Annotated in this window: 15 protein-coding genes; 9 read left to right on the top strand and 6 right to left on the bottom strand. The window is 41.5% G+C overall.

Annotated elements, in window-relative coordinates:
- Window positions 1-52: 52 nt before the first annotated feature.
- From PQ469_RS13230 to PQ469_RS13195, 8 genes are all read left to right on the top strand, one after another.
- Complete coding sequence (locus tag PQ469_RS13230) at window positions 53-754, top strand: DUF3291 domain-containing protein (protein WP_090651049.1); 702 nt, start codon at window positions 53-55, stop codon at window positions 752-754.
- Window positions 755-757: 3 nt separating this feature from the next.
- A complete protein-coding gene (locus PQ469_RS13225) occupies window positions 758-1,006 on the top strand; it encodes a hypothetical protein (RefSeq protein ID WP_090651048.1) in 249 nt (82 codons plus the stop codon).
- 76 nt (window positions 1,007-1,082) lie between these two features.
- On the top strand, window positions 1,083-2,129 hold the full coding sequence (locus PQ469_RS13220) for a winged helix DNA-binding domain-containing protein (RefSeq protein WP_274213381.1): 1,047 nt from the start codon (window positions 1,083-1,085) through the stop codon (window positions 2,127-2,129).
- A 166-nt stretch (window positions 2,130-2,295) separates the two neighbouring features.
- Complete coding sequence (locus PQ469_RS13215; protein WP_274213380.1) at window positions 2,296-2,853, top strand: carboxymuconolactone decarboxylase family protein; 558 nt, start codon at window positions 2,296-2,298, stop codon at window positions 2,851-2,853.
- Window positions 2,854-3,035: 182 nt separating this feature from the next.
- Window positions 3,036-3,452, top strand: a complete 417-nt coding sequence (locus tag PQ469_RS13210) for a nuclear transport factor 2 family protein (RefSeq protein WP_274213379.1) — start codon at window positions 3,036-3,038, stop codon at window positions 3,450-3,452.
- A 9-nt stretch (window positions 3,453-3,461) separates the two neighbouring features.
- Entirely contained in the window at window positions 3,462-4,076 is a 615-nt protein-coding gene (locus PQ469_RS13205) for a pyridoxamine 5'-phosphate oxidase family protein (protein ID WP_274213378.1), read from the top strand.
- Window positions 4,077-4,976, top strand: a complete 900-nt coding sequence (locus PQ469_RS13200; protein ID WP_274213377.1) for a helix-turn-helix domain-containing protein — start codon at window positions 4,077-4,079, stop codon at window positions 4,974-4,976.
- A 47-nt stretch (window positions 4,977-5,023) separates the two neighbouring features.
- Complete coding sequence (locus PQ469_RS13195; RefSeq protein WP_274213376.1) at window positions 5,024-5,794, top strand: DNA-formamidopyrimidine glycosylase family protein; 771 nt, start codon at window positions 5,024-5,026, stop codon at window positions 5,792-5,794.
- A gap of 75 nt (window positions 5,795-5,869) precedes the next feature.
- On the opposite strand, the gene PQ469_RS13190 is transcribed toward PQ469_RS13195, so the two are convergent.
- The 4 genes from PQ469_RS13190 to PQ469_RS13175 form a co-directional block, all read right to left on the bottom strand.
- On the bottom strand, window positions 5,870-6,295 hold the full coding sequence (locus PQ469_RS13190) for a GNAT family N-acetyltransferase (RefSeq protein WP_274213375.1): 426 nt from the start codon (window positions 6,293-6,295) through the stop codon (window positions 5,870-5,872).
- Window positions 6,261-6,770 carry a low affinity iron permease family protein gene (locus PQ469_RS13185; protein ID WP_274213374.1) on the bottom strand — a complete coding sequence of 170 codons (510 nt, stop codon included), beginning with the start codon at window positions 6,768-6,770 and terminating at the stop codon, window positions 6,261-6,263. Before PQ469_RS13185 ends, PQ469_RS13190 begins: the two co-directional genes overlap by 35 nt.
- 91 nt (window positions 6,771-6,861) lie before the next feature.
- Window positions 6,862-7,941 carry a class II fructose-bisphosphate aldolase gene (fbaA, locus tag PQ469_RS13180; RefSeq protein WP_274213373.1) on the bottom strand — a complete coding sequence of 360 codons (1,080 nt, stop codon included), beginning with the start codon at window positions 7,939-7,941 and terminating at the stop codon, window positions 6,862-6,864.
- A 224-nt stretch (window positions 7,942-8,165) separates the two neighbouring features.
- A complete protein-coding gene (locus tag PQ469_RS13175) occupies window positions 8,166-9,689 on the bottom strand; it encodes a lipase family protein (protein ID WP_274213372.1) in 1,524 nt (507 codons plus the stop codon).
- Between the two features lie 298 nt (window positions 9,690-9,987).
- Here PQ469_RS13175 and accD point away from each other — a divergent pair, with 298 nt between their 5' ends.
- Window positions 9,988-10,833, top strand: a complete 846-nt coding sequence (gene accD / locus PQ469_RS13170; protein ID WP_090651024.1) for an acetyl-CoA carboxylase, carboxyltransferase subunit beta — start codon at window positions 9,988-9,990, stop codon at window positions 10,831-10,833.
- Between the two features lie 67 nt (window positions 10,834-10,900).
- Here accD and PQ469_RS13165 read toward each other — a convergent pair whose 3' ends face one another.
- Together PQ469_RS13165 and PQ469_RS13160 are read right to left on the bottom strand one after the other, a co-directional pair.
- A complete protein-coding gene (locus PQ469_RS13165; protein WP_274213371.1) occupies window positions 10,901-11,119 on the bottom strand; it encodes a hypothetical protein in 219 nt (72 codons plus the stop codon).
- 410 nt (window positions 11,120-11,529) lie between these two features.
- The gene (locus PQ469_RS13160) at window positions 11,530-11,928 is read right to left on the bottom strand and encodes a hypothetical protein (RefSeq protein ID WP_274213370.1); all 399 of its coding nucleotides are present in this window, start codon (window positions 11,926-11,928) and stop codon (window positions 11,530-11,532) included.
- Window positions 11,929-12,176 lie beyond the last annotated feature (248 nt).

Below are 12,176 nucleotides of genomic sequence, written 5' to 3'. Positions count from 1 at the left end.
CCTGAATGTAAATTCCAACTATATCACATTAAATCTTTTATTTAGCGGGTACATGTATGTTAGCTTAACCATAATACGTTACCGCAAGCTGTTTATACCATTCGCATTACTCGCCATGGCTATCCACCGGCTGCCCTTGCTGCTGCAAAAAGGCTGCACATTTTACAAGCTGCTGGGCTCGGGCAAAAACGGAACTTTTGATTTACAACCCGACTGGCAGCAGTGGGGCTTATTAGCCTGCTGGGAAAGCCGTGAAGATTTTGACAGGTTTTATAACCGGTCGTTTGTATCGGGCTGGTGGAAAATATTTGGCCATGAAGGTTATACCGTACTATGCCAGCCCCTGCAAAGCCATGGTAAGTGGAGTGGCAAAGAACCCTTTGGCAATCCCGAAGCCACAAATTATACCGGCCCCGTGGCTGTGCTAACACGGGCCACCATCCGCATAAGCAGGCTTAAGAATTTCTGGAGTCATGTGGATGAGGTGGCTGGTCTAATGACATCGGCCCCTGGTTATGTTACCTCGTTTGGTGTTGGCGAAGCGCCCGTTTATCGGCAGGCAACATTTTCTGTTTGGAAAAGCATTGATGATGTAAAAAACTTTGCCTACAAAAGCCGGGAGCACGCCGAGGTAATAAAACTTACCCGCAGCGAGAACTGGTACAGCGAAGAGTTATTTGCTCGCTTCCGGCTGGTTGCCAGCTTTGGTTCGCTGGACGGTAAAGACCCTTTAAATGATTTATTGAAAAATTAAAATATGAGAATTATTGCAGAACTACCGCACCCCGATTTTAAAGTTACTATCATGAATATGAACCAAAAGTTTATTGTAAAGATAGAACAGGGTACCCTGGAGCAAAGTTTTAAAGTTGCCGAAATGGATTTAACCGATGGCGTTAACAGTGTTTTTGAATTGCTTGATGAGGAGTTTTTAACCAAAGTTGGCGCCCGGTTTATAGAGATGCGTACTGATTTTAAAGATGCATATTACCGCTACAATTTCTAACTATTATAAAATTTCATGCTGACATGCCTTTGTCATTAAGGCCTGATAAATTTGTAATATAACTAAAATACTATCAATGAAAGATAATCCTTTAGCCCGGTTGCGAATGTATAACCAGTACATTAGCAGCCCCGTTTTTAGCAAGCCGGAGGATGTTGTCAAAAACATGGTGGCCATGCAGGCCCAGGATTACGCAGGGGCCAAATGGGCCATTGGGATACGTATGACCTCGGCAAAAGAAAGTATTGTTGAACAAGCTATCACCGATGGCCGCATATTGCGCACCCACCTGCTAAGGCCTACCTGGCACTTTGTTGCGCCCGCCGATATCCGTTGGATGCTGGCGCTTACCGCACCCCGTATACATGCCATTAACGCAGGGATGTATAAAAAATTCGAACTGGATAGTATTGTATTTAATAAAGCCAACGAGGTATTTATACAAGCCATGCAAGGCAATAAACAACTCACCCGGGCAGAATTAACCGACGTGCTAACCAGAAATCATATTCCAACCGACGACTTACGCTTTACCCTTTTACTGATGCATGCCGAACTTGACGGCGTTATTTGCAGTGGTGGCCGCATTGGTAAACAATTTACATACGCGCTGCTTGATGACCGGGTGCCGGCAACCCCATTGCTAACCCACGACGAAGCGCTAACTAAACTGGCAACGGGCTTTTTTAATACGCGGGGGCCAGCTACCGTACACGATTTTGCCAACTGGTCGGGGCTTACTATTGCAGACGCCGGTACCGGTCTTGAACATATAAAAGGGCACCTAATAAGCGAAGTAATTGACGGAAAGACATATTGGATGCCCCATCATACAACAACTGCTCCAACTAAAAACAAAGCTTACTTGTTGCCTGCTTATGATGAATTTGCCATAGCCTATAAAGATCGCGACGCGTTGGTTGCGCCCAAATACAGGGAGCAGGCCAGGTATGTAATTTTCGATCCGGTGATTGTGATAGATAACCAGGTTGTTGGCAACTGGAAGCGGGCAATTAAAACAAACACTGTTGATATTAATTATAACCTGTTTGGCAAACTTAATAAAGTTCAAACAACAAGATTGGCTACTGCTGCCAACATATACAAAAAGTTTATTTTATAACTCATCGGCTAAACCTGGCAAAAGACTTTAGACCTGGGTGTTTTTGAGTTCTTTGAGAACGCGGTTGGGAAAATTGTCCATGTACTAACGAAATTCATCCATGTTACAGCTTTGCTGCTGTGTGCACTTTTGTATTGTCAATAACGACAAACAAAAACATACTACAATGGCACGTTTAAAAGCATTAAATCCTGACGAAGCTACAGGCAAAACAAAAGAATTATTTTCTGCAATACAAAGTAAATTGGGTGTTGTACCCAACATGATGCGCACCATGGGCAATTCATCGGCCTTGTTAGAAGGTTACCTGAACTTTAGCGGGGCACTGGCACATGGCAAGCTTGGAGCAAAAACCGGTGAGCTGCTGGCTATGGCCGTATCCGAAAAAAACAATTGTGATTACTGTTTATCTGCACATACCTATATAGGCGAAAAGCTGGCACATATTGACGCTGCAACTTTAACAGATGCCCGTAACGCGAATAGCCATGATGCCAAAACAGCTGCAGCTTTGCAATTTGCAACCATCTTAACAGCAAAACAAGGACTGGTAAATGATGCCGATGTTGAAGCGGTAAAAGCGGCTGGCTTTACCGACGGCGAGATAGGCGAAATTGTTGGCCATGTGGCACTAAATGTTCTGACCAACTATTTTAATAATACTGCCAAAACCGACATTGATTTCCCCGTGGTAAACGCTTATAATTCTGTTGAAGCCTTGTAAAAAGAATCAAGAGTCAAGAGTCAAGAATCAAGAATTAAGACAGGTATTTTTTCAGCATAATTAAAAAGAATTAAATGCCGGCGATCAATAATTAGGACAGGTGCAGTTTTTTCATCTTGATTCTTGATTCTTGATTCTCGCCTCTCTTTCACTACTTTTATCAAGTTTAAAACAACGTCATCATGGAAAACAAACGCTATCCCCTCCCTCCTTTTAACATGGAAACAGCACAGCAGAAAGTGCAGGCTGCCGAGGATGCCTGGAATACCCGCGACCCTGAAAAGGTGAGCCTTGCCTATACCATTGATACTGAATGGCGCAACCGCACCGATTTTATAAATGGCCGCGAAGAAGTTAAACAGTTTTTAACGCAGAAATGGGAGAAAGAACTGGATTATAAATTAAAGAAAGAACTTTGGGGTTTCCGCGAAAACCGTATGGCTGTAAGGTTTGAGTACGAATGGCACGACCACACCGGCCAGTGGTATCGTAGCTACGGAAACGAGCTTTGGGAGTTTGACGAGAATGGCTACATGCAAAAGCGTTTTGCCAGCATTAACGATATGCCTATTGCCGAAACCGATAGGAAACTATATTAAGAACACATTATGAATTACGCGCAAATTGCTTTTACCGATGCCGTAAAGGAATTCCAGGAACGTTATGGTAGCCGTGCCGGTTATGCACGGCAGCAGGAATTTAAATACACTGATGGTTTTACCGAAGCCGAAGAGGATTTTATAAGCCAGCAGGATAATTTTTACCTATCCACTATTAGCGAAAGTGGTTACCCTTATATACAGTTTCGCGGTGGTCCTAAAGGTTTTTTGAAGGTGTTGGATCATGAAACCCTGGGCTTTATTGATTTTGGAGGCAATAAGCAATACATATCCGCAGGTAATTTGGCTACCCACAATAAGGTAGCTTTATTCCTGTTAGATCAGGCCGCAAAAGCCCGGCTTAAGATTTTTGCAGAAGCAAGTATTTTAGATATCGATAATAACGCCGAATTGTATGATAAGCTAAACCTGCCGGATTATAAATTTAAGCCCGAAAGAATTATCCTGTTAAAGGTGACAGCCTACGATTGGAACTGCCCGCAACATATTACCCCAAGGTATACCCTTGAGGAGATTCAACATGAGTTTGCGGCCCAACACGAATACATCAATAAATTGAGAGCCGAAAACCACGCTCTTAAAGCACAGTTAGCATCAAAATAAATGACCGACAACCAAAATACTTTTACCCTGGTTGATCCGTTAACCGGGAACCTTGCCTTTAAACTTTTTTTATTTGAGGATAACAGCTATTTCGACCATTTACAGCGCAATAATTATTTTTCGGTTATCTGGGTAAAAGAAGGATCGGGCAGGTTAAAATCTGATTTTTCGGAATATAGCTTTGAAAAGGACAACCTGCTTGCGTTTACGCCCTATCAGCCCTTTATGCTTTCTACAGCGCAAGCTATTAACGGCGTAGCTATTCAGTTTCACCCCGATTTTTTTTGTATCCATAAGCATCATAAAGAGGTATCGTGCAGTGGTATTTTGTTTGACAATATTTACCATCCGCCATATATAAAAATCGACGCCACCAGTGCGGCTACTTTTGATATGGTGATAAACCAGGTAAAAGCCGAAATGCAAAATAAGGGGATGGCCCAATTCGATATCCTGGTATCGTATCTGAAAATTTTCTTGATCACGGCCTCCCGTCTAAAATCCGAACAGCAGGTGTTGGACAGGGATCCCGACAAAATAAATAAAGAACCGCTTGTTTTGCAAAGCCTTCAGGATGCCATCGAAATGCATTACAAAACCAAGCACAGCGCGAGCGATTATGCCGATATGCTCAACATTTCGGCAAAAGCGCTGGCCCGCATCACCAAAAGCCATTTTAATAAAACCATCAGTAACCTGATTGCCGAACGCATTATCATCGAGGCCAAACGCGAGTTGTATTTAACCAATAAGCCCGTAAAAGAAATAGCATGGGAACTGGGATATGAAGACGAATATTATTTCAGCCGGTTTTTTAAAACCAATGCCGATGTATCGCCACAAATGTACCGGGATACAGTAGGATTTGGCAGGGCAAGTGACAATCAGCTGGTAAATTAAAAACTAATCCATTTATATTTGGTTTGATTTTTAAAACATCAACTACCATGCCCGAACTACCCGATCTGCAGGCTTTCAGCCACAACCTTGATAAAAAACTTAGTGGTAAAACCGTTAAGAATGTTGTTATAGTTAATGCCAAAAAGCTTAATGTAACCCATCAACAGTTAAAAGAAACCCTTGAAGGCCAAAAGCTGGATAAGGTGTACCGCGAGGGCAAAGAGCTTTATTTAAAATTCGGCAAAGGTGATATACTTGCCCTGCACCTGATGCTGCACGGCAAGTTGTTTTTGTTTGATGGAAAAAACGAAAATAAATATCCCATCATCGAATTACATTTTACCGATGGTACCGGCCTGGTGCTAACTGACTTCCAGGGAATCGCCAATCCAACCTTAAACCCTGAAGAAAAAGAATCGCCGGATGCCATGGCAATTAATGCCGATTTTTTGAAAACACGGTTAGTTAAAACCAAAACCAACATAAAAACTGTTCTATTAGATCAAAAGATCATCCGGGGTATAGGCAATGCCTACGCCGACGAAATATTGTGGCATGCGGGCATCTCCCCTTTTTCGGTAAGCAACAAAATACCCGAAGCCAGGCTTAATGATCTTACTGATTCAATTCATCGTGTTTTAAAAGATGCTGAAAAGGCGATCCTTAAATCAAATCCGGACATCATTAACGGTGAGGTTCGCGATTTTATGCTGATCCATAACTCAAAGAAAACCCACAGTCCAAAAGGCGCAGAAATCAAAGTAAAAGAAGGCTCAAGGAAAACTTATTATACAGATGAGCAGGAGTTATTTGAGTAGCTTGCGGGCTGTATACAGAATCGCGGCCTATGTTGTCTACTTGTATAGTTCAATATTGCTTATGAACAAATTGCATTATTTTTTAACCATTTTATAATGCCTCATCCCAGCTTCTTCAAACTCTGACCCCGACTGCACAAAACCAAACCTGGTATATAGTGATACTGCCTGTACCTGCGCGTGCAGGTAAATGTAATCTGCGTCGGCCGGCAAGGCCTCCAGCGCCGCTTTTACAAGGGTCTGGCCAATACCCAGCCCCCGGAATTTTTGTAGTACAGCAAATCGTTCCAATTTATAGCCTTTTTCGGTTTTCCTAAAGCGGCAGGCACCGGCCGGTTCTCCATTCACTGTTGCCAAAAAATGTGTGGATTCCTCATCAAATTCAGCCTCAAGCTCGGGGGGGCAATCCTGGCCAATAACAAATACTTCATATCTAATGGCCGATGCCTTATCCAGTTCTGTTTGTTCAATTACTTTTTTTACTTCGATTTTTGATGGCATTGATGTAATGTGGGCTTGCTTTAAGGTGCTCTAATTTGCTATTATGGTTTTCAGCGGCCGCGTCAATCGAATGGGTGCAGGTGATGTCATCTTCCAATTCGGCAAGGTCAGATAGCTGTACATAAAACTTATGCAACTGATCAAGCTCCATCTCATTTAAGTCTTCGATATCAACCATCCGGTTACTTGCTCCCTGGTGCGAGGCCAGCAGTTCGTTCAATTTTAAATGTATGGCTTTTGAATCTTTATTTTGTGATTTCTGGATCAAAAAAACCATTAAAAAAGTAACTATTGTTGTACCGGTATTAATAATAAGCTGCCAGGTATTGGAGTACTGAAAAATGGGCCCAGTTACTCCCCATATGATGATGATAGATACCGCGCCTATAAAGGCGGCCGAACTACCGGTAGCATTAGTTGCCCAATTGGCAAACCTTTCAAACAGATTTTTTTTCTTTTTTTTAATCTTAACCATTTTGCAGATGTTGTTTAGTAACCATTTTGACTAAACAACAAAGCGCCGGTACATTTGTTGCACCGGCGCTTTAGTAGTTTTAAAATGATTATTATAATTTGTTGGTGGCATCGATACAATTAAGATCTTCGAAAGCCGCCGCAAGTCTTTTAACAAAATTTTCTTCGCCTTTACGTAACCATACGCGCGGATCATAATATTTTTTGTTTGGAGAATCTTCGCCATCAGGGCTGCCAATTTGCGATTGCAGATATCCTTCTTTTGATTTATAGTAATCTTTAATACCTTCCCAGTATGCCCATTGCATATCGGTATCAATATTCATTTTAACAGCACCATATGAAATAGCCTCGCGGATTTCTTCCTGGCTTGAACCAGAACCGCCGTGGAATACAAAGTTGATAGGTTTTTCTTCGGTTAAGTTGAATTTTTGTTTTACATACTCTTGTGAGTTATGCAAAATAACCGGCTGCAATTTAACGTTGCCTGGTTTGTACACACCATGTACGTTACCAAAAGCAGCTGCCACTGTAAAACGTGGGCTCACTTTTAATAAATGCTCATATGAGTAAGAAACCTCTTCTGGCTGGGTATATAAACGCGAACTGTCAACATCAGAGTTGTCAACGCCGTCTTCTTCGCCACCGGTAACACCTAATTCAATTTCAAGTGTCATGCCCATTTTGGCCATACGCTCCAGGTATTTAGCAGATATCTCGATATTTTCTTCGATAGGTTCTTCAGAAAGATCAAGCATGTGCGATGAAAAAAGTGGCTTGCCTGTTTCGGCAAAAAACTTCTCGCCATAATCTAACAGGCCGTCAATCCATGGTAATAATTTTTTTGCGGCATGGTCGGTATGCAAAATTACGGCAACACCGTAATGTTCGGCCAGCAAGTGAACATGCTTTGCAGCTGATACACCACCTAAAATACAGGCTTGCAGTTTTGAATTATCTAATGATTTGCCGGCGTAAAATTGCGCACCGCCATTTGAAAGCTGAATAATAACCGGGGAATTTACCAGCTTAGCTGTTTCCATAACTGCGTTAATAGTATTGGTACCTATAACGTTTACCGCCGGCAAAGCAAACTGATGCTTTTTAGCTGCTTCAAACAGTTCCTGCACCTGATCGCCGTGCAGAACACCTTTATAATTTTTTAAATCCATGAGCTTTTATTTGGGCCTCGAAGTTATAAAATTTCTTTGTTTTTGATAAGAAATGTTACTATTAATAGTTGAATATTAACATTTTGTTCAGTTAAATAAGCAAAGTATATTAAAACGATAGTTTTAAGGGGATAAAAAGTAACAAAAGGGCAAAATTCAATTAAATCTTATGCTTTTTTTATCATTTTCATAATATTTGGTTAATCTTAAAGGCAGGCGGCTAATCAATTTACATAGTCAGTACCCGCATCCAGGTCGCTAAAATCATGATTATAAGGCATTGGCCCATCATATTGGATGAGCCCGAACACCTGCTGGCTAACCACGCGCTGCAGGCAAATGTCTATAAGAGTAGTTGAATTGGGCTGTATAACTTTTTTCAAAAATTCATCCGCGGCATTTATTTCAAATGGCACATATTTAATAAATCCATTATCCGGCCGCGGATTTACAATGAGGCCCAACTTTTTTGCTCCCGGTAATGCCGGCCGTAATTCTTTCCCATCATATTTAATACCTGCACAACCATTCATCACATCATGATTAACAAAATACGTTACTGTTTGCGGCGATATACTATTTCGCTGTCTGTCGGCAAAAAAGCCCTCGGGCAGATGATTGGGATCTGCATTGTCGCCGGCGGTAAAAATAAGGTCATAATCTGTTACCGGATAATCCTCCGAGTCATGAATCCTGAAAATTACCATCGAAAACCTATCGTGAATAAAATACCTGTCATGCAGGAAAAAGCCCTCAGATACTTTCTCCACCTGCTCCACTGCCTGAACTTCATCTGTTTGGGCAGCAAATGCATCAATAAGCGTATCATAATCATTTATGTTATTAACCTTAATACAATCCAATATCGCTTCAATCAATGCAGCACTTTCTGCGGAATCATCTTTCCCGTCTTCTTTGGGGCTGGCCATAATTCCCATGGTGGTGCCCGAGTGAGCTTTCCATTTAACCACCCTGAAGGCTGTTTTAGGGGCAGTATCAAACTCCACTGTCATCGCCTCTGGTGTATCTTTACCATCGGTATTAACAACCGGCCCTTGCTTTACACTCACATAAGTAGCATTTAAATTAGCCGCGGCCGATCTTACCACCCCATCGGAACCCAGTTCGCCGGTGTACGAATTAAGGTTATCATAAAATGCGCGGTCGATAGACTGTCCTATTATACTAAACGGAAAAATACCATTTTCGCCAATCTCCCCTCCTTTTCCTTTTATCCATTTTTCATTCAAGTCCCATGATTTATCGCTGCCAAGTTCAAGCCAGTTAAGCACGCCTTGTCCCGGCTCCACTTTCTCAAACCACGATTTTAACCGGCTTATTTTACTTTTTCCTAATTGTGCTAAAGCCGAGCCAAAGTTGGCTGGCGCCAGCATAATCAAATGGCTCATAGGGCAAACAGGCGCACCTGGTTTATTATAATAAAAATCAAACCATTCCCTTACCACAGGGCCGCCGGTAGAATGGGTTATACAAACAAAACGGTTATTTGCAAGTATCTCGGCCGATAACTGCTCCCGAACTGCATGTTCAAAAGCCCTGGAAATATCATGCAACTGTACTTCATCATGAAAGCTGACGTATTGCCCAAGGTAAATATCCTTAACTGTTACTGTCGGGGCAATGCTTGAAGCTTCATTCATTAAACGCAGGGGTAATTCGCCGTAGGTGTTAAGGTTGGTAACACTCCAGCCGTGAACAAACACAAGTACAAGGTTATCGGATTTCATAGGGTTAAAATTTAGGTAATTAAAAATATAATGTTACAAATTAAAAACGATAATGTTTAATTTAAACGCCTTATTTTTAACTAAATACAATTTCAAGCCGCGGCAAAAATACATTTTAGTGGTTCAAAGCCCGACAGCGCCCTCCGTCAGCTCTTTATCATTAAACCGTGTTATATACCTGGTTACAAGAGGAAAGTTAACGTGTGGCAATTTTTATAAACTTATTACCAATCCATATTTAAACAGTTTATAATTTTTTTCGTTTCTTTGTAGTCAATTGAAAGAGTTAGACATAGATATGGCGTGGTTTAAACGAGAGTTGAAAGGGATAATTACGACTACTGAGGAAAAGAAGGAAACCCCTGATGGTATCTGGAATAAGTGCCCTAATTGTAAGAAACCTTTACACTATTCTGAGCAGGTTGAAAATCAATATGTTTGCCATTACTGTGGCTTTCACCTGCGTATAGGTTCAAAAGAGTATTTTTCTGTTTTGTTTGATAATAACGAGTTTACAGAATTATTTGCCGATTTAACATCAGGCGATCCGTTGCATTTTGAAGACACCAAAAAATATACCGACAGGTTAACAGAAACCCAGGCAAAAACCGGCTTGAAGGATGCTATCCGTGCAGCTGTTGGCAAAATTGACGGACAAGACATTGTGATTGCCTGTATGGATTTTAATTTTATCGGCGGTTCTATGGGTTCGGTAGTAGGCGAAAAAATTGCCCGCTCGATAGATCACAGCATAGCCAACAAAATCCCTTTCCTGATGATATCCAAATCTGGTGGTGCAAGGATGATGGAAGCCGCATTTTCATTAATGCAAATGGCCAAAACATCGGCTAAGCTGGCTTTATTATCGCAGGCTAAAATACCTTATATATCTTTATTAACCGACCCTACAACAGGCGGCGTTACGGCGTCATATGCTATGCTGGGCGATATAAACATTGCCGAGCCTGGTTCATTGATTGGCTTTGCCGGCCCAAGGGTTATTAAAGAAACTATCAAAAAAGACTTGCCAAAAGGATTCCAGACCGCAGAGTTTGTTCAGGAACACGGTTTCCTTGATTTTATAGTTGACCGCAGAGAGATGAAAGAGAAACTGGCGTCGTTTTTAAAGATGATGAAAAACTGAGTTTCTTTAATTCGATATAAAAACAAAGGCTGCCCGTTTTGGGTGGCCTTTGTTTTTATATCGAAAATCATTTTGTTATACAGCCCGATAGTGCACCGGCCCCCGGTATATCACGATCGGGAAGATCGGCAAAGCTGCCGTCTTCATGCAAAACTTTCAGATTTTTTCTGTTTGGGCCATTCCTTTCAAGCGTATGATTACCCGTCGTCATATCCGCATTAACGTTAGTGCCCCTTATCCACACGTCGTTCCCCTGGTTTTGGTTTAGTTCTCCATACTTTCTCATGATTTTATCCTCCTCTATATTTTAGGTTAAAATATTAATTCTACAAAACATCAATAGATACTTGGTTTATAGCTGTGCATTCAATTGATGGTAAGCCCGGGCATCCTGATTATGTGTGGGATTTTAGGTCGTTGTCATAAACCTTGTATATTATATCAACTCATTATTATTCTTTTTAGTATTCCGAAAAGCATGCGGAGAGGTAATTGCTGTCATGGTTGTGCAGACTGCTTATGACCGTTCTTTTAACAATGTTATTTCTTTTTATAGGGTCACGAAATTTTCAAGTTAGGATGGCAAAGGGGTTATCCGGTTATTGGAAGAAATGATAACAAAGAAGAGGCAGGCCGGTACGGATAGCCCCTTCTTATTTTCAAGCAGTGAGTTCTATAATGATTTAATTATCAAGCTTATATACCTTCGGTACCCGGCTCATGCCCTACCATGCGGCCTGTTGTCCGGCCCTGAGGGCGACTTGCAAAATCTGTTTTAGCAGGTCCCACTGATGGAAACTCCTTTTTATTTGGCGGGGTTACGTCGGTTTGTTCGCTATAAGATGTATCGGCGCTTCTATCAGGCTGGTCAACTTCGGCCTGGGAATGGCTGCCAACGCCTTCTGTTCTTGTTTTACGTTCTTCGGGCGTTTCGTTTGGATACTCGCCGCTTACATCAAACTCTTCGTCCAAATCATCGCCATCATCTTCCAAATCACGGTTCGCGTTATAGGCATCGCCGTTGTTCGCAGAAACCGAACGGGCATTTTGATAATTGCTATCCTGGTTTTCCCAGGTTTCATTATGCATACTCATAGGTTTTAATTTTAGTTACTAATTAGTAAACCCATTAAAATACTATATTGTTTTCTAATTAAGAAAATAACTTTCGGCATCGATGTGCAGATTAACTTCGTTGAGGGCTTCGCCGTGTCAGATGTGCAGATGAAGGATTTGTAGCATTAAAAAAATACTGAAAGAGCATTACGTTATTGAGTATCCATCAGGTAAAACCTGAAAAAAATCGTTATGACATGCGACGGATATAGTTAAACGAATGTTCC

Origin of the sequence: Mucilaginibacter sp. KACC 22773 (assembly GCF_028736215.1) — a bacterium.
Classification (GTDB): Bacteria; Bacteroidota; Bacteroidia; order Sphingobacteriales; family Sphingobacteriaceae; genus Mucilaginibacter.
Note: the sequence above shows the minus strand (reverse complement) of the source record. Positions and strands in the feature narration are given on the sequence as shown.

Bases quoted from the DNA above. Each gene is read 5' to 3' on its own strand.
- PQ469_RS13230 (WP_090651049.1), top strand. From the start codon at position 53: ATGTATGTTAGCTTAACCATAATACGTTACCGCAAGCTGTTTATACCA.
- PQ469_RS13225 (WP_090651048.1), top strand. From the start codon at position 758: ATGAGAATTATTGCAGAACTACCGCACCCCGATTTTAAAGTTACTATC.
- PQ469_RS13220 (WP_274213381.1), top strand. From the start codon at position 1,083: ATGAAAGATAATCCTTTAGCCCGGTTGCGAATGTATAACCAGTACATT.
- PQ469_RS13215 (WP_274213380.1), top strand. From the start codon at position 2,296: ATGGCACGTTTAAAAGCATTAAATCCTGACGAAGCTACAGGCAAAACA.
- PQ469_RS13210 (WP_274213379.1), top strand. From the start codon at position 3,036: ATGGAAAACAAACGCTATCCCCTCCCTCCTTTTAACATGGAAACAGCA.
- PQ469_RS13205 (WP_274213378.1), top strand. From the start codon at position 3,462: ATGAATTACGCGCAAATTGCTTTTACCGATGCCGTAAAGGAATTCCAG.
- PQ469_RS13200 (WP_274213377.1), top strand. From the start codon at position 4,077: ATGACCGACAACCAAAATACTTTTACCCTGGTTGATCCGTTAACCGGG.
- PQ469_RS13195 (WP_274213376.1), top strand. From the start codon at position 5,024: ATGCCCGAACTACCCGATCTGCAGGCTTTCAGCCACAACCTTGATAAA.
- PQ469_RS13190 (WP_274213375.1), bottom strand. From the start codon at position 6,295: ATGCCATCAAAAATCGAAGTAAAAAAAGTAATTGAACAAACAGAACTG.
- PQ469_RS13185 (WP_274213374.1), bottom strand. From the start codon at position 6,770: ATGGTTAAGATTAAAAAAAAGAAAAAAAATCTGTTTGAAAGGTTTGCC.
- fbaA (WP_274213373.1), bottom strand. From the start codon at position 7,941: ATGGATTTAAAAAATTATAAAGGTGTTCTGCACGGCGATCAGGTGCAG.
- PQ469_RS13175 (WP_274213372.1), bottom strand. From the start codon at position 9,689: ATGAAATCCGATAACCTTGTACTTGTGTTTGTTCACGGCTGGAGTGTT.
- accD (WP_090651024.1), top strand. From the start codon at position 9,988: ATGGCGTGGTTTAAACGAGAGTTGAAAGGGATAATTACGACTACTGAG.
- PQ469_RS13165 (WP_274213371.1), bottom strand. From the start codon at position 11,119: ATGAGAAAGTATGGAGAACTAAACCAAAACCAGGGGAACGACGTGTGG.
- PQ469_RS13160 (WP_274213370.1), bottom strand. From the start codon at position 11,928: ATGAGTATGCATAATGAAACCTGGGAAAACCAGGATAGCAATTATCAA.